General features: G+C 61.4%; 18 protein-coding genes. 16 read left to right on the top strand and 2 right to left on the bottom strand.

The annotated features are described in order from the left end of the window. Positions 1–157: 157 nt before the first annotated feature. The 16 genes from BM132_RS01175 to BM132_RS01250 all read left to right on the top strand — a co-directional run bounded on the left by BM132_RS01175 (position 158) and on the right by BM132_RS01250 (position 19,242). Entirely contained in the window at positions 158–892 is a 735-nt protein-coding gene (locus tag BM132_RS01175; protein WP_092452509.1) for a glycosyltransferase family 2 protein, read from the top strand. Next, positions 889–1,833 (top strand): LpxL/LpxP family acyltransferase, encoded by a 945-nt coding sequence (locus BM132_RS01180; RefSeq protein WP_092395602.1) that lies wholly within the window; start codon positions 889–891, stop codon positions 1,831–1,833. The genes BM132_RS01175 and BM132_RS01180 overlap by 4 nt, the downstream gene beginning before the upstream one ends. Continuing rightward, positions 1,814–3,358, top strand: coding sequence for an HAL/PAL/TAL family ammonia-lyase (gene hutH, locus BM132_RS01185; protein WP_092395600.1), 1,545 nt, complete (start codon positions 1,814–1,816; stop codon positions 3,356–3,358). Before BM132_RS01180 ends, hutH begins: the two co-directional genes overlap by 20 nt. Further along, on the top strand, positions 3,351–3,776 hold the full coding sequence (locus BM132_RS01190; RefSeq protein ID WP_092452512.1) for an acyl-CoA thioesterase: 426 nt from the start codon (positions 3,351–3,353) through the stop codon (positions 3,774–3,776). Before hutH ends, BM132_RS01190 begins: the two co-directional genes overlap by 8 nt. Beyond that, positions 3,773–4,366, top strand: a complete 594-nt coding sequence (locus BM132_RS01195) for an outer membrane lipoprotein carrier protein LolA (protein ID WP_092452515.1) — start codon at positions 3,773–3,775, stop codon at positions 4,364–4,366. The genes BM132_RS01190 and BM132_RS01195 overlap by 4 nt, the downstream gene beginning before the upstream one ends. Next, positions 4,350–6,689 (top strand): MMPL family transporter, encoded by a 2,340-nt coding sequence (locus BM132_RS01200; protein WP_092395594.1) that lies wholly within the window; start codon positions 4,350–4,352, stop codon positions 6,687–6,689. The genes BM132_RS01195 and BM132_RS01200 overlap by 17 nt, the downstream gene beginning before the upstream one ends. An 8-nt stretch (positions 6,690–6,697) precedes the next feature. Beyond that, positions 6,698–7,843 (top strand): cation:proton antiporter, encoded by a 1,146-nt coding sequence (locus tag BM132_RS01205; protein WP_371264088.1) that lies wholly within the window; start codon positions 6,698–6,700, stop codon positions 7,841–7,843. Then, on the top strand, positions 7,830–9,077 hold the full coding sequence (locus BM132_RS01210) for an NAD(P)/FAD-dependent oxidoreductase (RefSeq protein WP_092452520.1): 1,248 nt from the start codon (positions 7,830–7,832) through the stop codon (positions 9,075–9,077). Before BM132_RS01205 ends, BM132_RS01210 begins: the two co-directional genes overlap by 14 nt. A 10-nt stretch (positions 9,078–9,087) precedes the next feature. Beyond that, the gene (locus BM132_RS01215; protein ID WP_092452523.1) at positions 9,088–9,816 is read left to right on the top strand and encodes a class I SAM-dependent methyltransferase; all 729 of its coding nucleotides are present in this window, start codon (positions 9,088–9,090) and stop codon (positions 9,814–9,816) included. After that, positions 9,813–10,295 carry a DUF3261 domain-containing protein gene (locus BM132_RS01220; protein WP_092395586.1) on the top strand — a complete coding sequence of 161 codons (483 nt, stop codon included), beginning with the start codon at positions 9,813–9,815 and terminating at the stop codon, positions 10,293–10,295. The genes BM132_RS01215 and BM132_RS01220 overlap by 4 nt, the downstream gene beginning before the upstream one ends. After that, the gene (locus BM132_RS01225; protein WP_092452526.1) at positions 10,292–11,488 is read left to right on the top strand and encodes a beta-ketoacyl-[acyl-carrier-protein] synthase family protein; all 1,197 of its coding nucleotides are present in this window, start codon (positions 10,292–10,294) and stop codon (positions 11,486–11,488) included. The genes BM132_RS01220 and BM132_RS01225 overlap by 4 nt, the downstream gene beginning before the upstream one ends. Continuing rightward, complete coding sequence (locus BM132_RS01230; RefSeq protein ID WP_092395582.1) at positions 11,485–11,952, top strand: hotdog family protein; 468 nt, start codon at positions 11,485–11,487, stop codon at positions 11,950–11,952. The genes BM132_RS01225 and BM132_RS01230 overlap by 4 nt, the downstream gene beginning before the upstream one ends. Further along, positions 11,949–12,677 (top strand): 3-ketoacyl-ACP reductase FabG2, encoded by a 729-nt coding sequence (locus BM132_RS01235; protein WP_092452529.1) that lies wholly within the window; start codon positions 11,949–11,951, stop codon positions 12,675–12,677. The genes BM132_RS01230 and BM132_RS01235 overlap by 4 nt, the downstream gene beginning before the upstream one ends. Continuing rightward, positions 12,677–13,903, top strand: a complete 1,227-nt coding sequence (locus BM132_RS01240) for a beta-ketoacyl-ACP synthase (protein WP_092452533.1) — start codon at positions 12,677–12,679, stop codon at positions 13,901–13,903. Before BM132_RS01235 ends, BM132_RS01240 begins: the two co-directional genes overlap by 1 nt. A gap of 204 nt (positions 13,904–14,107) precedes the next feature. Continuing rightward, complete coding sequence (locus BM132_RS01245) at positions 14,108–15,040, top strand: alpha/beta fold hydrolase (protein ID WP_092453073.1); 933 nt, start codon at positions 14,108–14,110, stop codon at positions 15,038–15,040. A gap of 134 nt (positions 15,041–15,174) precedes the next feature. After that, positions 15,175–19,242, top strand: coding sequence for a dermonecrotic toxin domain-containing protein (locus BM132_RS01250; protein WP_092452536.1), 4,068 nt, complete (start codon positions 15,175–15,177; stop codon positions 19,240–19,242). Positions 19,243–19,362: 120 nt separating this feature from the next. Here the strand turns inward: BM132_RS01250 and BM132_RS01255 are convergent, their stop codons facing one another. Together BM132_RS01255 and BM132_RS01260 are read right to left on the bottom strand one after the other, a co-directional pair. Beyond that, positions 19,363–19,806, bottom strand: coding sequence for a DUF2846 domain-containing protein (locus tag BM132_RS01255; RefSeq protein ID WP_092452539.1), 444 nt, complete (start codon positions 19,804–19,806; stop codon positions 19,363–19,365). Positions 19,807–19,865: 59 nt separating this feature from the next. Then, positions 19,866–20,777: a LysR family transcriptional regulator gene (locus tag BM132_RS01260; protein ID WP_092452542.1), complete on the bottom strand. Its 912-nt coding sequence runs from the start codon at positions 20,775–20,777 to the stop codon at positions 19,866–19,868. Between the last annotated feature and the right edge of the window lie 39 nt (positions 20,778–20,816).

Genomic DNA, 20,816 nt, shown 5'->3' on the forward strand with positions numbered 1-20,816 from the left:
GGGAGCTCACTCCTGCGGGGTTACGTAGGAGCTGTCGAGTGCAACGAGGCTGCGATCTTGTCCCTATCAATTGAGTGCAAAGCGAAAGATCAAAGGATCGCAGCCCTCGGCAGTTCCTACAGGGCAAGCAAACTCCCCCGTCAAAAGGGCAGGATCTATGCATAACCCCTGCGCCGTCATCCCGGTCTACAACCACGAAACCGCCATCGCGACCGTGGTGCAGACACTGCTCGCCAACGGCTTGCCCTGCGTGCTGGTGGACGACGCCAGCGGCCCGGCCTGCGCGGCGGTATTGGAGCGGTTGGCCGAGGGCGAGCAGGTTCATCTGGTCAGGCTGGCCGTCAATCAAGGCAAGGGTGGCGCGGTGATGACCGGTCTGCGGGAAGCGTCACGCTTGGGCTTCAGCCACGCCCTGCAGGTCGATGCCGACGGGCAACACGATCTTGGCGACGTAAAGAACTTCATCGAGCAATCCCGCGCCCACCCGGAGGCGGTGATCTGCGGTTATCCCCAATACGATGACAGCGTGCCCAAAGGCCGCTTGTATGCACGCTACCTGACGCATGTCATGGTCTGGATCAACAGCCTGTCCCTGCAAATCCGCGACTCGATGTGCGGGTTTCGGGTCTACCCCTTGCCACCGGTCCTGACGCTGATCGATTCGGCGAACATTGGCAAGCGCATGGATTTCGACTCCGACATCCTGGTGCGCCTGGCCTGGCGCAATCAACCGATGCGCTGGTTGCGTACCCGGGTTCACTACCCCTTGGACGGGGTTTCGCACTTTCGCCTGTTCCACGACAACGTACTGATTTCCAGCATGCACACCCGGTTGTTCTTCGGCATGCTGGTGCGCTCTCCCCTGATTCTCTGGCGACGGTGGCGAACATGAGCCTTGAGACAGACAAGCAGCACTGGGCCGACCGCCAGGAGCGCGGCAGTTTCTGGCTGATGAAACTCACTGCGTTCGCCGCCAAGGTATTGGGCCGCCGCTTATTGAGCCCGTTGCTCTACGGCATCGTGCTGTACTTCTTCATTTTCGGCCGCAGCGCCCGGCAGGCAGCCTGGCAATACCAGCAGCACCTGGCCGACTGGAGCGGCCGCACCGAGCTGCGCCCCAGCCATTGGCGAGTGTTCGGGCAGTTCATGGCGTTTGCCGACTCCCTGCTGGACAAGCTCGACGTCTGGAACGGCAAACTGAGCCTGGAACAGATCGAAATCGTCGATCCGGCATTGCTGCGCAATCACCTGCGCGACGGCCGTGGGCAAATGCTGGTGGGCGCGCACCTGGGCAACCTGGAAATGTGCCGGGCCCTGGCCGAGCTGGGCGAGAAAGTGACCATGAACGTGCTGGTGCACACCAAGCACGCCGAACAGTTCAATCGTTTGCTGGGGGAAGCCGGCGCCACGCATCTGCGGCTGATCCAGGTCAGCGAGCTGGACCCGGTGATCATGCTGCAACTGAGCGAACGCCTGGAGCGCGGCGAGTGGCTGGCGATCGCCGGCGACCGCATCCCGCTGCACGGCGCACGCACCGTGACCGTGGACTTCATGGGGCGCCCGGCAGCATTTCCCCAAGGGCCCTGGCTGCTGGCCGGGCTGCTCAAATGCCCGATCAACCTGCTGATGTGCCTCAAGCACGAGGGACGCTATCGAGTCACCCTCGAACCCTTCGCCGAGGCGGTGGTGTGGAAACGCAGCGACCGCGAGCAGGTCATCACCCATTGGGCCGGCCTCTACGCCCAGCGCCTGGCGCACTATTGCCTCCAGGCACCGCAACAGTGGTTCAACTTTTACCCTTTCTGGAAGACCGATGACGATGCCCACTCTTGAGCCGGTAACTTTCGGCGAACACCCCTTGCGCATCGAGGACGTACTGGCCCTGGCCAATCGTCAGGTGCAGACGCGGTTGCAGGATGATCCGGCATTCCGCCAGCGCATCGCCAAGGGTGCGCAATTCCTCGACTCTTTGCTGGACAAGGAAGGCGTGATCTACGGCGTGACCACCGGTTACGGCGACTCCTGCGTGGTGGCCGTGCCGTTGCACCACGTCGAGGCCCTGCCCCGTCACTTGTATACGTTCCACGGTTGCGGCCTGGGCAAACTGCTGGACCCGCAGGCCACCCGCGCCGTGCTGGCCGCGCGTTTGCAGTCGCTGTGCCACGGCGTGTCCGGGGTGCGCGTGGAACTGCTGGAGCGGCTCCAGGCCTTTCTCGAACATGACATCCTGCCGCTGATTCCGGAAGAAGGCTCGGTGGGCGCCAGTGGGGACCTGACGCCCCTGTCCTACGTCGCCGCCACCCTCTCCGGCGAACGGGAAGTGATGTACCGTGGCGAACGTCGGCTCGCCGCCGATGTGCATCGCGAACTGGGCTGGACGCCGCTGGTACTGCGCCCCAAGGAAGCCCTGGCGCTGATGAACGGCACCGCCGTGATGACCGGCCTGGCCTGCCTGGCCTTCGCCCGCGCCGACTACCTGTTGCAACTGGCGACCCGCATCACCGCGCTGAACGTGGTCGCGCTGCAAGGCAACCCGGAGCACTTCGACGAGCGCCTGTTCGCCGCCAAGCCCCACCCGGGGCAGATGCAAGTGGCCGCGTGGCTGCGCAAAGACCTGGCGATCGACGCCCCCACCGCGCCGCTGCATCGCCTGCAGGATCGCTACTCCCTGCGCTGCGCCCCCCACGTGCTCGGCGTGCTGGCCGACAGTCTGAACTGGTTGCGTTCATTCATCGAAATCGAACTCAACAGCGCCAACGACAACCCGATCATCGATGCCGAAGCCGAGCGCGTACTGCACGGCGGGCATTTCTATGGCGGGCATATCGCCTTTGCCATGGACAGCCTCAAGAATCTGGTGGCCAATGTAGCCGATCTGCTGGACCGCCAGCTCGCGCTATTGGTCGACGAACGCTACAACCACGGTTTGCCGAGCAACCTGTCCGGCGCCAGCGCCGAGCGAGCGATGCTCAACCATGGCTTCAAGGCGGTGCAGATCGGCACCAGCGCCTGGACCGCCGAAGCCTTGAAAAACACCATGCCGGCCAGCGTGTTCTCGCGCTCCACCGAATGCCACAACCAGGACAAAGTGAGCATGGGCACCATCGCTGCCCGGGATGCGATCCGCGTGCTGGAACTGACCGAACAAGTGGCCGCCGCGACACTGCTGGCCGCCAACCAGGGCGTGTGGCTGCGCAGCCGTGCCGAAGATGCCCGACCGCTGCCGCCGGCCCTGGCCGACATGCACGAACAACTGGCTGTGGATTTCCCGCCGGTCATCGAAGACCGGGCCTTGGAAGGCGAATTGCGCCTGTGCCTGCAGCGCATCGCCGAGCAACACTGGAGGCTGCATGCGTAGCCAAGGGGTGTTGCACGTCGAAACGCAGATCGTGGTGCCGTTTTTCGATGTCGATTCGATGAACGTGGTCTGGCACGGTCACTACGTCAAGTACCTGGAAGTGGCCCGCTGCGCCTTGCTCGACCTGATCGGCCACAACTACAACGACATGCTCGCCTCCGGCCATGCCTGGCCGGTGATCGACCTGCAACTGCGCTACGTGCGCAGCGCCGTGTTCGGTCAGACCCTGACCGTGCGCGCCAGCCTGGTGGAATGGGAAAACCGCCTGAAGATCAATTACCTGATCAGCGACGCGAGCACCGGCGAACGCCTGACCCGCGCCAGCTCGGTGCAAGTGGCGGTGGACGTCGCCAGTCGCGAAATGCTGTTGGCCTCGCCGCGGGTCTTTGTCCAAGCCGTCGAGAGGAAACTACCGTGAAGCGCCTGTTCATCTGGCTGCTGCTATGGGGCCTGGCGCCCTTGGCCCAGGCGTTCAACTTGCAACAGTTGAGCGAACAACTGGCGCGCCCGGACGTGATCCACGGCCAGTTCATCCAGGAAAAACACTTGCGCGCCCTGCCCCAGCCGCTCACCAGCAAGGGCCGTTTCGTATTGGCAAAAAACCATGGCCTGCTGTGGCTGCTGCAAACCCCGCTGCAGCAGGATTACCGCATCACCCCCCAGGGAATCGCCCGGCGCGATGGCGGCACCTGGCAGACACTGCCGAACAAGAGTGCCGGCGCCGAGCAGAATCGTCTGTTCCTTGCGGTGTTACAGGGCGACAGCAGCGGCCTGCAGCGGGACTTCGACCTCAATCTGTCGGGCCAACCGCAGCAGTGGAAACTCACCTTGACCCCGCGCTCGGTGCTGCTCAAACAAATCTTCAAGCAGATCAACATCGATGGCGGCGAACTGGTGCAGCGCATCGAACTGCTGGAAACCCAGGGTGACCGTACCGTGCTGCGCATGCAGGACAGCACCCACGCGAAAGCCTTGAGCGAAGCGGAGCAACATGACTTTGCCGAGTGAACACAGGCTGCCGCGACTGTTCCTGATTCTGCTGTTGGCGGTGCTGGCGCTGGCCGGCTGGCAGTGGCGCAATGGCGCGCCGCTGTCGGCCAACCTCATGGAGCTGGTGCCCGGTACCGCGCCTGATGCGCTTGAGCTCATCGCCGAACAACGCATGCAAGAACCCCTCAACCGCGAGGTGCTGCTACTGGTCGGGCACACCGAGCGCCAACAGGCGATCACTCTGGCGCAAACCCTTGGCGAGCAGTGGCAGGCCAGCGGTTTGTTCGACAAGGTCCAGTGGACGTTGCAGGCCGACCTGCCGGCCTTGCGCACGCAATTGCTCGAAGGGCGACTGGCAATGCTCTCGGCAGCGGATCGGCAACAACTGATCGATCAGCCCCAGGCTTTCATCCAGCAACGGGTGCAGGCGCTCTTCGATCCATTCAGCGGCTTCAGCCTGGTGCCGAGCCAGGACGACTGGCTGGGCCTGACCGGGCGCATCCAGAACAGCCAGCCCCAACGCGGAGCGATACAGCTGGACGTGGGCAGCGGCGCGCTGATCGCTGAAGCCGACGGCAAACACTGGGTGCTGTTGCGAGCCCGCACCCATGGCAACGCTTTCGACATGGACCTGCCGCTGCAAGTGGCCGACCTGCTGCAACGCAGCCGTGCTCAGGCGGGCCAGACCCAAGGGCAATTGCTGGCGGCCAGCGGCCTGCTGTACGCCGCCAGTGGTCAACAACAGGCTTCGCGGGAAATCACCTGGGTCGGCGGCGGGGCGACAATCGGCATTTTGCTATTGCTGTTGCTGGCCTTCCGCCGTTTGCGAGCGTGGCTGGCATTCGTACCGGTACTGGTGGGCATTCTGTTCGGGGCGGTGGCCTGCGTGGCGCTGTTCGGTCGCATGCATGTCATGACCCTGGTGCTGGGTTCCAGCCTGATCGGTGTGGCGGTGGATTACCCGCTGCACTACCTGTCCAAAAGCTGGAGCCTCAAACCGTGGCGCAGTTGGTCGGCCCTGCGCCTGACCCTGCCGGGGCTGAGCCTGAGCCTGGCGACCACCTGCATCGGCTACCTGGCCCTGGCCTGGACGCCTTTCCCGGCCCTGACCCAGATCGCGATATTTTCCGCCGCCGGTTTGATCGGTGCTTACCTGACAGCGGTTTGCCTCTTGCCGGCGCTGCTCAAGGGCGTGGACTTACACCCGGCCCAGTGGCCGCTGCGGCTGTGCGAACACCTGCTCAGGGCGCGCGAAGCGTTGCTGGCGCGGGTGCGTACACCGGTCTTGTTGGGGCTCTTGCTGATCTTCTGCGCCGGCGGCCTCTGGCAACTGACCACGAAAAACGACATCCGCCAATGGATCGGCACGCCCGAGCAGTTGACCGACGAAGCCCAGGCCATCGCCCGTATCACCGGTTTCCAACCCACCAGCCAGTTCTTCCTGATCCGCGCCGATAACCAGTCACACCTGCTGGAGCGTCAGACGGTGCTCAACGAGCGGTTGGAGCAGCTGATAGGCCTGGAGAAGCTGGAGGGCTACCTGTCGCTGAACCAACTGCTCAGCCCACCCGCCGAACAGCAGAAAGTGCGTGAAGCCCTGGCCCGGTTGCCGGCGTTCTGGCAACCGCTGCTGGACCTGGGCGTTCCGGTCAGCGCACTGCAAACCGAGCTGGCACAATTGCAGGCCTTGCCGGTGACCGACATCGATACCGCGCTGACCGGCCCCCTGGCCGAACCGTACCGCACACTCTGGCTCGGTCCAACGACAGACGGCGTGGCGGCGGTCGTCAGCCTGCAAGGTTTGAATGATGCAGCGCTACTCAGGGTGCAGACGCTGGATCTGCCCGGCGTACAACTGGTCGATCGCCTGGGGGACCTGAACCGGGTCTTTGCCGCCACGCAAGTCAGCGCCGCCGAATTGAAACTGGCCTCCTGCGTGCTCATCCTGCTGTTATTGACCTGGCCGTTCGGCGTCGGCGGCGCCCTTCGCGTCGTCGCCCTGCCGTTGCTGGCGGCGCTGTGCAGCCTGGCGAGCCTCGGCTGGCTAGGCCAGCCGCTGACCCTTTTCGGACTGTTCGGTCTGTTGCTGGTCACCGCCATCGGCGTCGATTACGCGATCCTGATGCGCGAACAGATTGGCGGCGCTGCGGTGAGCCTGCTGGGCACCCTGCTGGCGGCAGTCACCACCTGGTTGTCGTTCGGCCTGTTGGCAGTTTCCAGCACGCCGGCGGTGAGCAACTTCGGCCTGGCGGTCAGCCTGGGGCTGGCCTTCAGTTTCATGCTGGCGCCGTGGGCCGGGCATCAGGCCCACGCGGCAGCGGTTACGGAGCCCGCCCAGTGATCATCCTCATGTTCTGGATCATGGCCCTGGGGCTGTTCGCAATGGCGACAGTCATAGGCCGTCGCTTCGGACTGATCCCGATTGTCAGCCAATTGCTGTTGGCGACGTTTGGCCTGCCGCTGCTGATGTACTTCTGGATCGAGCCAGGCTGGCAGCTCAGCGGCGCGCAACTGGTGGCGCCGGTGTGGCTGAGCACTCTCTACAGCCTCGCCTTCGCCCTGTTGCTGGGATACATCCTCAGCGACGTGATCGACCTGCGACTGGACCGCCAGAGCGTGAAAGTCGCCCTGCCCAGCTTCGGCGTTCCCTTCGCCTGCGGTTTGGCGACCGCACTCTGGCTGCTGCCGCCACAGCCCTGGATCAGTTCCCTGGCGGTGGGGCTGCTGTTTGCGATCACCGCCATCCCGGTGCTGTACCTGTACCTGCGTCACATCGACTACCCGCCCGCCGCCACACGGCGCCTGGTGCAAACCGCGATTCTGATCGACTTGATCTGCTGGAGCCTGTTCGCCCTGGCCCAAGGCAGCCTGCACCTGGCCAGCCTGTTGCTGCCGTTGACCGGCGCCTGTGTGCCGCTGCTGTTGCGACTGCTTGGCCTGCGCCAGCCGCTGCTGCACAGCGGGATCTTTTTCGCCCTGCTGGTGGTGGCCGAACACTACCGGCTCAACGCGCTGATTGTCGGCATCGGTTATCTGCTGTGCATGGCCGCGCTCAAGGTGCCGCTGGTGTTGCCGCTCAACGCGAACTGGATGCAAGGTTTGCAGACCTACCTGGCGATCCCGCTGATCCTCACCTTCGGCATCGTGCAGATCAACGTCCATAGCGCCCTGAGTCGCCTCGATTGGCTGCAGATCGGCGCATTGCTGCTGTTACCCATCGCCAGCAAACTGCTGGGCAACTGGCTGGGACTGGGCTGGGCCGGGGCCTCATTCCCTGGCGCCAGTCGCTGGCGCGAAAGTGTCTTGCTGAATATTCGCGGCTTGAGTGAAATCGTGTTCCTCAACCTGCTGCTACAACAACAGCTCATCAGCCCGGCGTTGTACTTTGCGCTGATGCTGATGGGCCTGATCGCGACATTGCTGCCGGCCCTGGCCGGCCTCCACCGTATTCCCTCGATTGCCGTCCCGGCCAGGAGCTCCAGTGCCAACAGTTGAAATGGAACGTCGACAGGTCGTCGTCATCGGCGCAGGCCCCTCTGGCGCTATCGCCGCCGCGTTGCTCAAGCGCAAGGGCCACGATGTGCTAGTCATTGAGCGCCAGCATTTCCCTCGGTTTTCCATCGGCGAAAGCCTGTTGTCCCATTGCCTGGACTTCGTCGAAGAGGCCGGCATGCTCGACGCGGTGAATGCCGCCGGGTTTCAGCGCAAGAACGGCGCGGCGTTCGCCTGGGGCGAGCGCTACAGCGCCTTCGATTTCGGCGATACCTTCAGCAAAGGCAAGCCCACCACCTTCCAGGTGCAGCGCGCCGACTTCGACAAGCTGCTGGCCGATCAGGCGGCGCTGCAAGGTGTCGAGATCCGTTATGGGCAGGCCATCACCCGCGCCGTCTTCACACTTGCCAGCCCACAACTGGGCGTGCAGCGCGAAGATGGCAGCGAGTACCTGGTCGAAGCCGACTTCGTTCTCGACGCCAGCGGCTATGGCCGGGTCCTGCCGCGCCTGCTGGACCTTGAGGCTCCGTCGAATTTCCCGGTACGCCAAGCGGTATTCACCCACATTGAAGATCGCATCGACGCCCCGGCGTTCGATCGGGAAAAAATCCTGATCACCACCCACCCAAGCAAACGCGACGTATGGTTCTGGACCATTCCTTTCAGTGGCGGGCGGTGTTCGGTGGGTGTGGTCGCGGCGGCAGAGCATTTTGCCGGGCGTACCGACGACCTCGACGCCTGCCTGCGCGGTTTCATCGACGAAACCCCAAGCCTGGCCGGTGTGTTGAAGAATGCCGTGTGGGACACCCCGGCGCGAACCATCGGCGGCTACTCGGCCAATGTCACAACGCTGCATGGTCCCGGGTTCGCCCTGCTGGGCAACGCCGCGGAATTCCTCGACCCGGTGTTCTCTTCCGGCGTGACCATCGCCATGCGCTCAGCGAGCATGGCGGCGGGTGTACTGCATCGTCAGTTGCAAGGCGAAAGCGTGGACTGGCAAAGCGAATTCGCCGAGCCACTCAAACGGGGCGTCGATACCTTCCGCTGTTACGTCGAAGGCTGGTACGCCGGCACCTTCCAGGATGTGATTTTCTACACCGACGGCTCACCAGACATTCGCCGCATGATCAGCGCGATCCTGGCCGGGTACGCCTGGGATGAGCGCAATCCGTTCGTCAGCGAACCCAAGCGGCGCTTGCGCATGCTGTCGGAAATCTGTGCGAGCCCGGCACCATGAGAAAGCAGCCATGAGCTACCTGAGCGACAACTACGTCGAAGAGACCCGCTTCGGCTTCTGGTTCCTGCGCAGCCACACCTGGCAGCACCATGTCTTGCGGGTGGCGATCAATGACCTGCGCAACCTATTCAGCGGCCCGTTGCCGGTGGCCCCGGTGCTGCTGGATGCCGGTTGCGGCCAGGGCAAATCGTTCCAATACCTGCGCCAGGTGTTCGCCCCGCAACGCCTGATCGGCGTCGACGCCGACCCCCATAGCCTGGACCTGAGCCTGGCGGAAGCCGCACGCCAAGGCATGGCCGTGGAACTGGTCGGCAGCGATTGCGCGACATTGACGGTGCCTGATGACAGCGTCGACCTGCTGTTCTGCCATCAAACCTTCCATCACCTGGTAGAGCAGGAAAAAGCCCTCGCCGAGTTCTATCGCGTGCTCAAGCCCGGCGGCTATCTGATGTTCGCGGAGTCCACTGCGGCCTACATCGATACCTGGGTGATCCGCTGGCTGTTCCGTCATCCCATGCATGTGCAGAAAAGTGCCGCGCAGTACCTGGAGATGATCCGCGGTCAGGGTTTCCAGTTCGAGGCCGCCAACGTCTCGTATCCCTATCTGTGGTGGAGCCGCGCCAAGGATTTCGGCCTTCTCGAACGCTTCGGCCTGCGCCGCCCGCGGCCCTTTGGTGAGCGTGAGGAAACCCTGATCAATGTAGTGGCCCGTAAACCCGTTGAAGGGACTGCCGAATGATTCGTGCGCTGCTTTTTGGCTGCTTGCTGTTGCTCAGTGCCTGCGCCAGTCAGGCGCCGCTGCCGGAACGCACACCAACCCTGGCACTGCCGCTGCAGTTGCATGTCGAGCGGCAACTGGCCGGACAGCGCCAGGATTGGCTGCTGGTGATCCAGCGCGAAGGCGCCGGCATCCGCTGGTCGATGATGGACCCGCTGGGCATTCCCCTGGCCCGCCAACGCCTGGTGGACGGCCAATGGCAAGCCGACGGACTGCTGCCACCCAATGCCGAAGCCCGTGAGCTTTTCGCCGCGCTGCTGTTTGCCCTGACGCCCGAAACCGAACTGCCGGGCAACTACCCCACCGCCCGGCAAGAGGCTCGGCAACGAACCCTGGGCCAACGCTGGCAAGTGCGCTACAAGCAACCGCTGAATTTTGAACTGGGCCTGCACGAAGGCCCGCACTACCGCATCATGCCGTTGACCGAGAGCACCCCATGACCGCTTATTTGAATGCCCTGGGGGTGATTTGCGCCCTAGGCCGGGGTAAAGATGAAGTGGCGCGCAACCTGTTTGCCGGCGACTGCAGCGGCGTGCGCGTGCAGGATGGCTGGGTGGCCGAGCGCCAATTGCCGGTGGCCTCGGTGCCCGGTGAACTCGCTTGCATACCGCAATCGCTGATCGCGCATCGCAGCCGCAACAATCAGTTGTTGCTCGAAGCGGGGCTACAGATTCGCGGTGAGATCGATCAGGCCATCCAGACCTACGGCCGCGCTCGCATCGGTGTCGTGCTGGGCACCAGTACCTCGGGCATCGATGAAGCCAGTCAGGGCATTGCCCATTACCTGCGTGAGCAGCACTTCCCCGACGGCTACGACTACCAGCAACAGGAACTGAGCGCGCCGGCCAACTTCCTTTCCGACTGGCTGGACCTGAGCGGCCCGTCCTATGTGATATCCACCGCCTGCACATCCAGCGCCCGGGCCTTGATGAGCGCCCGACGTTTGCTCGACCTGGACCTGTGCGATGCGGTGCTTTGCGGTGGCGTGGACAGCCTGTGCAAACTGACCCTCAACGGCTTTTCGGCCCTGGAAGCGGTATCGGGCGAGCGCTGTAATCCGTTTTCGGTCAACCGCAGCGGCATCAACATCGGCGAGGCCGCCGTGCTGTTTCTCATGAGCAGGACGCCAGGCCATCCGGCACCAATAGCCTTGCTGGGTGACGGCGCCAGCTCCGATGCCCACCATATTTCAGCGCCGGAGCCCAGTGGTCGCGGCGCCCGCCAGGCCATGGAAAAAGCCTTGCGTCGCGCCGGCCTGCAACCCGGCCAGATCGATTACCTGAACCTGCACGGCACCGCCACGCAACACAACGACGCCATGGAAAGCCAGGCAGTGGCCGGGCTGTTTCCAGCAGGAGTGCCCTGTTCGTCGACCAAGCCCATGACCGGCCATACCCTCGGGGCCGCCGGGGCGCTGGAAGCGGCGTTCTGCTGGTTGAGCCTGAGTGCGCAAAACACTGCCCAGGCCTTGCCGCCTCATGTCTGGGACGGCCAGGCCGATCCTCAACTGCCGGCGTTGAAGTGGGTCACTACCGGCACCCGCCTGAACCCGACAGCACCGCGCCGCCTGATGAGCAACTCCTTCGCCTTCGGCGGCAACAACGTCAGCCTGATTATCGGAGACGCCCCATGATTGACTGGCCGCTCGCCGAACTGCTGCCCCACGCCGGCGACATGATTCTGATCGACCGCGTCCTGGCGTTCGATGATGAGCAAATCCACACCCTCGCCACCGTCAAGCCCGACGGGTTGTTCAGCCGCGACGACGGCGGGCTGCCTGCCTGGGTCGGCATTGAGTTGATGGCCCAAAGCGTCGCCGCGTTTGCCGGTTGTCATGCACGCCGTCGCGGCGACGCCGTGGAGCTGGGTTTTTTGCTCGGCACCCGCAAGTTCGAATGCAATGTCGAATTTTTCCCGGCCGGGACCGAATTGACCATACACGGTTTGCGCTCGCTGGAAGACGACAACGGCATGGGCGTGTTCGAATGCCACATCAACGCCCCGGGCATTCATGCCATGGCCCGGTTGAATGTGTTCCGGCCACCTCAGCCAGCTCATTACCTTCATGAACCGTCCGCAACAGGAAATACGCCATGACTGAATCCGTACTGGTCACCGGCTCCAGCCGTGGCATCGGCCGTGCCATCGCCCTGCGCCTGGCCCAGGCCGGGCACGACATCGTGCTGCATTGCCGCAGCGGACGCGCCGAGGCTGAGGCCGTCCAGGTCGAAATCCAGGCCCTGGGCCGCAATGCCCGAGTGTTGCAATTCGATGTGTCGGACCGCAGCGCGTGCAAAACCATTCTCGAGGCTGATGTTGAAACCCACGGTGCCTATTACGGCGTGGTGCTCAACGCCGGGCTGACCCGCGACGGCGCATTCCCGGCCTTGAGCGAGGACGACTGGGATGTGGTGATGCGGACCAACCTGGACGGTTTCTACAACGTCCTGCACCCGGTGATGATGCCGATGATCCGTCGCCGCGCCGCTGGGCGAATCGTTTGCATCACCTCGGTTTCGGGGCTGATCGGCAATCGCGGCCAGGTCAACTACAGCGCGTCGAAGGCCGGCCTGATCGGCGCGGCCAAGGCGTTGGCAATCGAGCTGGGCAAGCGCAAGATCACCGTCAATTGCGTCGCGCCCGGGCTGATCGATACCGCCATGCTCGATGAAAACGTGCCCGTGGAAGAACTGATGAAAATGATCCCCGCCCAACGCATGGGCACCCCGGAGGAAGTCGCGAGCGCGGTGAACTTCCTGATGTCCGCCGAGGCCGGCTACATCACCCGGCAAGTCCTGGCCGTCAACGGAGGCCTGTGCTGATGAAACGCGTTGTTGTTACCGGCATGGCCGGCATTACCTCTCTGGGCAGCGACTGGGAAACCATCGCCGCCAACTTCGCCGCCAACCGCAGCGGCATACGACGCATGGATGAATGGGACCGCTTCACCGAGCTGAACACCCGCCTGGCCGGGCCCATCGATGACTTCCAGGTCCCGGCCCACTGGACGCGCAAGCAACTGCGCAGCATGGGCCGGGTCTCGCGCCTGGCCGTCGGCGCCGCGGAGCAGGCCCTGGCTGATGCGGGGCTGTTGGGCGATGAGTCGATCAAGGACGGGCGCATGGGCGTCTCCTGTGGCTCGTCCACCGGCAGTACCGACGAGATCAAGGCGTTCGGCAACATGTTGCTCAACAGCGTGGCCGAAGGGCTGAACGCCAACTCCTATGTACGGATGATGCCCCACACCACGGCGGCCAATATCAGTATCTTCTTCGGGCTTACCGGACGGCTGATCCCCACCTCCAGCGCCTGCACCAGCGGCAGCCATGGCATCGGCTATGCCTATGAGGCGATCAAGTTCGGTCGCCTGCCGCTGATGCTCGCCGGTGGCGCGGAAGAACTTTGCCCGACCGAAGCGATGGTCTTCGATGCGCTGTACGCCACCAGCCTGAAAAATGATGCACCACAGACCAGCCCGCGCCCCTATGACAAGGACCGCGATGGCCTGGTGATCGGTGAAGGCGCCGGCATGCTGGTACTTGAGGAGCTGGAACACGCCTTGGCCCGAGGCGCGCGAATCCATGCCGAAATCGTCGGCTTCGGCAGCAACGCCGACGGTCAACACGCTACCCGTCCCGAATTGAGCACCATGCGCCGGGCCATGGAACTGGCCCTGCAGGACGCCAACCTCGAGCCGTCTGCCATTGGCTACGTTAACGGCCATGGCACCGCCACGGAACAGGGTGACATCGCCGAAACCCTGGCCACCAGCAGCCTGTTTGGCGAACACATGCCCATCAGCTCGCAGAAAAGCTTTCTCGGGCATACCCTCGGCGCCTGCGGAGCCCTGGAATCGTGGTTCAGCATCGAAATGATGAACCGCGATCGCTACGTGCACACCTTCAACCTCGATGAGGTCGATCCCCAGTGCGGCAAGCTCGACTACCTGCGCAACGAGTTCAGGTCGATGAGCAACACGTACGTGATGAACAACAACTTTGCTTTTGGCGGGGTCAATACCTCGTTGATTTTCCGGCGCTGGCAGTGATTCGGATGTAACCACAGGTGCCGCGCCCCACAAGCACTCTTGCCGTTTGTCGGGACTGTTATCTTTGACAGTACCGACAGACTTGGGATGGCTTCAATCTTTTAAAACCTGAAAAAGAGTAAGGCGGGTTAACGCTTCGATACCATCGCCTTAGCCATGGAAGCTGCTGCTCAGCTTTTTATTGAGTTCAAGGTGGGATACCACATGAACAAAAAACCACTACCGGAACAGTCAGCCGCTTCAAAAACACCCAGCAGTATCGTTGTGGATGGGGCGACTTTTAGAAGTGAGTATGCCTATGTCAACGGCATCCGTTTTCACTATCTCATCGGCGGTGATGGCGAACATCCGGTGTTGCTGGTTCATGGATTTCCGGGAAGCTGGTGCAATTGGGAAGCGTTGATGGGGACGCTGATGCGTGCGGGTTACACCCCTGTCGTTCCCGATTATCGCGGCGCTGGAAAAACAGAGGCATCGGATACTGGCTACGATAAAAAAAGCATGGCGCACGACTTGCGTGGGTTGATCGCTCACTTGAACTTTCAACACATTGACATTATCGGCCATGACATGGGGCTGATTATTGCCTATGCCTACGCAGCGCTTTATCCGGATGAAACCAAACACATTATCTTGATGGATGGATTTATTCCAGGTATCTCAGGGTGGGAAACTGCTTACAACGGAAACCCCGCAGCCGGCATTGCAAGCAAATGGCACTTTCGCTTTTTCGGCAAGACCGCCGTCAACATGATCCAAGGTCGGGAAAAGACCTATCTCAATATGTTTTTTCAGGACTTTGTATTCCCAGGTAACCCTACAGTGCCTGACTGGATTCAGGAGGCGTTGGTGAGGGATTATTCCCGGGCCGGACGTATGGAGGCGGCCTTCAAACTTTATGCAGCCTGGGTAGAACAGGATGTGAATGACAACCAGGCGTTCGCCAAGCATAAGTTGACCACGCCGGTGCTCACCCTGGGTGGTGACCATTCAAGAGGCAAGACCTTGGCCGAACAGGTCAAACATATTACTACGCAACCGCACTCTCTGATCTTGAACAATACCGGGCATTGGCCACTGGAAGAAAAAACCCAGCTTACCCGCGAAGCCATTCTGGCGTTTTTACGAAACAAATAAAGACCCGTGTGCGTATTGAATGTCGGCACTTTTTCGTACCGCAGCGGATACGTCAATGTGCGGTATCTATATATCGCCCTTTCCTTGTGCATCTTCAATAAGTTGTTCCTTCCGATTATTTTCAGGAAGAGAACATGCAGGAGAACAACCCGATACAAACCGCTAGCGCGCAGCTGATAGAGCAACTCGACGCCTCGCAACAGCAGATGATCCGCCTGAATGACGCCGTCCCACACGGCTCGAAGGTGGCTGCGCAGCACTTGGAGGATTGGTTCACAAGGGCCTTCCCCACCCTGGCGGGCAGCGTGTCAGTCGAAGAAATCCTGGTTTGCAGGTTACAGGACGAGGTTACTCCCAGTTCCGAGCGCACCGCCGACGGACCCGTTTTCAAACGGACGGTGACGGATACCGCCCCCCTCGAGACACTGTTCTGGCGTGCGGTTGCTGGACAGTTGAATGCGCGCGAATTCTTTCTCGAATCAGGCAGCATCGACCTCATCACCGGCAAGGACAGCCTTACGCAAATGCCGGCGGCGCTGAATAGCCGTAACGCAAAGGAAGAGATCAAGCGGCTGTTACACATCACGCCGCAGGCTTATGAACAACTCCTGACACAGGCGCTGGATGATTTCTGGGATAAACCTGCCCCCTTCAGCCAGGGCCGCAACGTCAGCGACTGGCTGACGGATGAGTTCGCTGCACAACTCAAGGCGCAAGCGGATCTGCATCGGCTCGACGGGATGCTGAGCCTGCCGATGCACAAGGCGCTGACGGACCTTGGGCTGTCGGCGCAGGACGCGGCGTCTCGCGCCAAACTGGCGGAGCGTTTCCGACCCGGGGTCTACAGCCTGAGTATCACCCCCGAAGGATGGGGGTTCGAGGTCCCGATGCCATACGCCGTTGCGCTGACGCAGCATGACAATCAAGACAACTCCGCAAGCGCGGTGCTTTATCGCCCAGGCGACCCACTGGAAACATATGCTGACCTGTCGACGTTGAAGCGCAGCCTGGCAAAGGACGACAACGCTCAGGACAAGGTGGACACGGCGCCAATAGCAGAGAGCTTCCTTACCCGCTTGGTCACTCAATTGCGGGCAGAGCAGAAAACAGCCATGAGCAACGTTTTGCTGGGCGGTCCGGCACAGGGAGAAAAACTCAGCAACTGGGTGGCCCGGATGGACGCGGCGGCGAACCTGCGGGACAGGCTGGATCTGGCGGGGGCCATGGACGAGCGAGAATGGCGGTTGAATCAAAAAAAGCTCGACGACTGGTTGCACGCCAACCCGAATGTAACCGGTAGCGAGCGTGTGGCCTGGTGGAGGGCGGTGCAGGACCTGCAAAAAGCCGTGGAAGACAAATCACCACCGCCGGATCCGGTGGTCCTGGCTACCCACGACGCTCTCCAGGACCGGATCCGCACGCTGCTTGCCGACTTCATCAAGGAAAAATACGCGCCGGCCGACCCGGACCAGATTTCTCTGAGCATACGCAAGCAGATCGTCGACCCCCATGCACCGACGGGCGAATCCCCGTTTGGCTCCGGGGTCACACTGAACAAGATCAAGGCGATAGTTGACGACCGGCGCTCCCTGACGGAGTGGGCGATGTCCAACCTCACCCCCGACGAACGCAACGCCGCTCACGTTACGGTAGAAGGACCGCTGAGTTTTACGCAGATCGTGGAGGTCATTGAACGAGCCAACGTAGGGGTCCGGTTACCGGCCGAACTGCAGCTCGCGGCGCGCCGTCGGCAGGCCGAGTGGATGTCCGTGAAAGCGAAACAGATACGGGCTCAGGCCTGGGCCGCCCATATCTCGGGCGACTTGAGACACGACAAGGACAATACCGGGCTGAACCTGGTGCTGGCGGCGCTGGACACTCCTGAGTCCGAGGGGCGTCGCACTGTCAACGGGCACGAGGTCGTAGTCCGACAAATACAGTGGGGCGACAGCGTGCTCAAAGAGATGCTGGCATTCGGGGTAAAGAAACTTGCGAGCCGGCCTTCATTGACGCTGTACACACCTGGGGCGCCGGACGGCAAAACGTTCCGGGACGTAGATGCAGGAAGCGACCGGGAGTTGGAAGCGGCCCTGGTGCAGACGCTCACCACCACGCTGGAAATGACCCGATGGCTGATCTCGCAATTGCCACTGTCGGAGCAGGCCGATCAGCTTGCCAGCCTGGTACCGGCGTCGGAAACCCTGACATTCAACGAGAAAATCAAGAAGATCACGCAACCGGCCTTCTCATGGATCAAACACAGGGTCCAGGACGATTTTGCATCCAGTGTCTATTCGCCCGTGGTTAAAGGAAACCTGCTTAAAACACTGCACGAGACGCAAATAACCCACGCGCTAAAAACGGCTGACGCGCTGACGGTGACCCATGCCGAGCGCGACAGCACGGCTGCGCAGCAAGGGCGCCGAAACGGGGTCATGTTACTGACCGGCGCGATGGCAATGTTCTATGCGGGCCGCCTGGGCGGGGTCCTGGGACGCACGATCCTGCCGACGATGGCCGGCGGCGCCGCGGTGTCGGCGATCAAGGATGAAGACGGCAGCTTCAGCCAATGGGCAGGGGATTTTATCAGCGGGCTGGGTGAGGTACTGGCAGAGGGCGGGCAAGATCTGATCATGGCTCGCGCGGCGCGGCGGCGGGGCATGGAGCGTCCGAGGTTGTCTTCGCTCCCCCGTATACCGGACCCGGCACTGCAACCGTTCCTGCTCAAAGGTTTCAACGGCAAAGGGCTGGTGCCCGAGGGTCGTGACCGGTATCGGGATGCTGGCGGGCAAGGGTATCTGAAGCTGGGGAACGGTTACTACAAGACTGCGGTACAAGAAGGCCAGCAGATCATCTACGCCCCGGACAACCGTACCCATCAGCGAAGGATGACTTGGAACTATGGCCATTGGCACGTCGAACAACCGGGACGGTTGCGCGGGGGCGGTATCGTCGAAAGTCTGTTCGGCCGCACCCCGGAAACCCCGGAACAGAGGACCTATAACGCATTGGTGGAGGCCGTCCTGGTCAATCATCACTGGCCCTCGCGCGAAGTGCTCAGAACGGCAAGGAAAGTCATCAACGCGATGCCCGAGGAACTGGCCGGACGCATCCTGCGCGAAAGCATGAATGACATAAACGTAAGTGACATAGACACTTATCGATCACGCCTGAACTATATAAATAAAGGACTGCACGGTCTCGCACAACATAAGGTTCCACACGAAAATCTTCTGTACAAATACAACGTATGGCAGGCGGTAGAATTCTGCACCCGAGATATCGAATCCCAAGGCACAACTTTCACGTCGGCCCAAAAAATAAAAATCTTCGACATGACCCTGCCGCTCAAAAGGGAACTTTTCGACAGCGAAGGCAACTTCAAGATGATGATGTCGTCCCTGCCAGACAATCTCACCGGCGCGCTATTCATTACGATCATCCCTGAACAGGGAAAAAAGAAAGCCGCCATGACCAAGATACAGAATGATATCCATGACGTGGTCGCCGCTGCCGAAAACAGAGTCTGGGCCGAACTGGGGAGCGACTTTCCAGGGGAGGGACCGGAAGTAGAAGCCGCCAGGGAAAAATTCAAGGAAACGCCTGAAAACTTTGCGCAGTACAAAAGCAAAAAGCTCGAGATTTTCCGGGAGGAGATGAAAAAAAGACACAAACCCGGCCTCCTGACGGAAATCAGGAACAACAAAATTCCCTATCTCATTGTCAACAAAGGCAAGTCGCTGCGAAAAACGATGTTGATCACCGAAGAGGACGTTAAAAACTTCACCAAAAAACTCTCACATTATGATGCGTTTGATATCGAGATTGTCACCCGGGTCCCGTCGAAGAAAGTGACCGGCAAACCGACTGCTGTTACCGAGTCTGCCGCTCTCCCCGAGGCCTCGGCTGCAACAGACCCATTTACGACAAGCACAAGCCTGCTGGCAGAATCACAGATGTCATATGACACTTTTACTGAAGCAGCCAAAGCAAAAATAACGGAAATCATGGCTGACATTCGTGCGGGCCGAGTCACCACCAAGCGCATCAACCGGTATTACTGGTACGACATGGCGCAACTGTCACCCGGAGGTGGCAGAGGCGCATGGCGCGCTGCCTTTGAACGCAAGGGCGATACCTGGACCCTCCAAGGGTTTTATGACTATCACGTCAATAGGCCGGCGACGGTCTGGGAGGGTTAAGTAAAACGTTGTTCGTGGACGACTCTCCTGCCCGATTTGTACCGGGCCGATGCCGCGGCCATGAACGAAGAAGGGCGCCATTGGGCGCCCTTCAACAACAGCTCGGTGCAGCCAGTCGAGTTACTGGGCTTGAATCAATTTGCTTTCAGCCACCCCGGCGCGACCGGTTTCTTCATCAACTACCTGCAGGTTGTTACGTGCCTTGATGAAACCCACCTTCACTTCCTGCCAGACGAAATAGTTTTTCCCGGCTTCTGTGCTGAGCTTGAGCTCTGAGTCGTTTTCCGCTGATGACACCAAGGTCTGCTGGCCAGCCGGTACTGACAGCATCAAGTACGACTTAGCGACGGTCTGGCCTACAGGTTTACCGTTGAGCGTTACCGGCATTTTTACTCCGGCGCCCATGCTCTCGTTGCGATAAAGGTAAATGTTGGCTTTGTCGGGAGCAGTCTGGAATGTTTTTGCCTGAGCATCCTGAGTGTCATCCGCCATTTTTACCGAAGCGCAGCCTGTGGTCAGCGCGGCAACTGCCAGCAAAGCGGTGAAGGTCAACTGCTTGAACATCCTGTTTCTCCATGGTTTGTTGGTCGAACAACGGGTTATCGGCCGATTCATTCAAATATTCAGGCTTCTTCCGGCGCGAGAGATTGACCCCTATCAGTCAACAACGCCACAAACGCCCTCGCCATCGGCGAACGCTGATCCTTGCGCTGCACCAGCCACACCGCCGACACCGCCGCCGGGTCAAGCAGCGGTCTATAGACCACGCCGTCAATACGCATGCGCTGGTAGGACGCCGGCAGGACCGACACCCCGACCCCGGCCGCCACCAGGCCGATGATGGTCATGGCCTCCCCGGCTTCCTGGGCGAAGTGCGGGCTGAAGCCGGCGTCGCGGGCCAGCGTCAGGAGTTGCGCGTACAGGCCACTGCCGTAGCTGCGGGGGAAGAACACGAATGGCTCGTGGGCCAACGCTGAGAGAAACAGACCGTCTTCGCTGCCCTGAGCCAGTGGATGCTTGGAACTGAGCACGGCTACCAGCGGCTCGCGGCTCAATTCGATCTCCTGCAAAGAGTCGGGCAGCGGCAAGGGGCGCATGATGCCCACCTCGATTGCCTCGTCCACCAGGGCGTCAGCCACTTGGGTGCTGCTCATTTCCCGCAGGTTCAGGTGGACGGCGGGAAAGCGCTGGCGAAACGTGAAAATCGCCTGGGGGATGGTGGAGTTGAAAGGCGCCGATGACGTGAAGCCGATTTTCAGCTCGCCCAGTTCGCCCAACTGTGCGCGGCGAGCGACATCGGCGGCCTTGTCGACCTGGGCCAGCACCTGTCGAGCCTCTTCGAGAAACAAACGTCCGGCTTCACTCAGTTCGACGCGACGATTGGTGCGATTGAACAGCCGCGCACCAATCTCTTGCTCCAGCGCCTGGATCTGCTGACTAAGGGGCGGCTGGGAGATGCCCAGCGCCAGCGCGGCGCGCCCGAAATGCAGTTCTTCGGCAACGGCAATGAAGTAACGCAGGTGACGTAGTTCCATGGGCCATCCAGTAGGTCGTAAAAACTCTTAAACAGGTCG

Origin of the sequence: Pseudomonas sp. NFACC45, assembly GCF_900113505.1 — a bacterium.
Classification (GTDB): Bacteria; Pseudomonadota; Gammaproteobacteria; order Pseudomonadales; family Pseudomonadaceae; genus Aquipseudomonas; species Aquipseudomonas tehranensis.

Excerpts from the sequence above, each read along its gene's own strand:
- BM132_RS01250 (WP_092452536.1), top strand. The coding sequence starts at position 15,175 with ATGCAGGAGAACAACCCGATACAAACCGCTAGCGCGCAGCTGATAGAG.
- BM132_RS01230 (WP_092395582.1), top strand. The coding sequence starts at position 11,485 with ATGATTGACTGGCCGCTCGCCGAACTGCTGCCCCACGCCGGCGACATG.
- BM132_RS01175 (WP_092452509.1), top strand. The coding sequence starts at position 158 with ATGCATAACCCCTGCGCCGTCATCCCGGTCTACAACCACGAAACCGCC.
- BM132_RS01260 (WP_092452542.1), bottom strand. The coding sequence starts at position 20,777 with ATGGAACTACGTCACCTGCGTTACTTCATTGCCGTTGCCGAAGAACTG.
- BM132_RS01235 (WP_092452529.1), top strand. The coding sequence starts at position 11,949 with ATGACTGAATCCGTACTGGTCACCGGCTCCAGCCGTGGCATCGGCCGT.
- BM132_RS01240 (WP_092452533.1), top strand. The coding sequence starts at position 12,677 with ATGAAACGCGTTGTTGTTACCGGCATGGCCGGCATTACCTCTCTGGGC.
- BM132_RS01225 (WP_092452526.1), top strand. The coding sequence starts at position 10,292 with ATGACCGCTTATTTGAATGCCCTGGGGGTGATTTGCGCCCTAGGCCGG.
- BM132_RS01215 (WP_092452523.1), top strand. The coding sequence starts at position 9,088 with ATGAGCTACCTGAGCGACAACTACGTCGAAGAGACCCGCTTCGGCTTC.
- BM132_RS01245 (WP_092453073.1), top strand. The coding sequence starts at position 14,108 with ATGAACAAAAAACCACTACCGGAACAGTCAGCCGCTTCAAAAACACCC.
- BM132_RS01255 (WP_092452539.1), bottom strand. The coding sequence starts at position 19,806 with ATGTTCAAGCAGTTGACCTTCACCGCTTTGCTGGCAGTTGCCGCGCTG.
- hutH (WP_092395600.1), top strand. The coding sequence starts at position 1,814 with ATGACGATGCCCACTCTTGAGCCGGTAACTTTCGGCGAACACCCCTTG.
- BM132_RS01200 (WP_092395594.1), top strand. The coding sequence starts at position 4,350 with ATGACTTTGCCGAGTGAACACAGGCTGCCGCGACTGTTCCTGATTCTG.
- BM132_RS01190 (WP_092452512.1), top strand. The coding sequence starts at position 3,351 with ATGCGTAGCCAAGGGGTGTTGCACGTCGAAACGCAGATCGTGGTGCCG.
- BM132_RS01220 (WP_092395586.1), top strand. The coding sequence starts at position 9,813 with ATGATTCGTGCGCTGCTTTTTGGCTGCTTGCTGTTGCTCAGTGCCTGC.
- BM132_RS01205 (WP_371264088.1), top strand. The coding sequence starts at position 6,698 with ATGTTCTGGATCATGGCCCTGGGGCTGTTCGCAATGGCGACAGTCATA.
- BM132_RS01180 (WP_092395602.1), top strand. The coding sequence starts at position 889 with ATGAGCCTTGAGACAGACAAGCAGCACTGGGCCGACCGCCAGGAGCGC.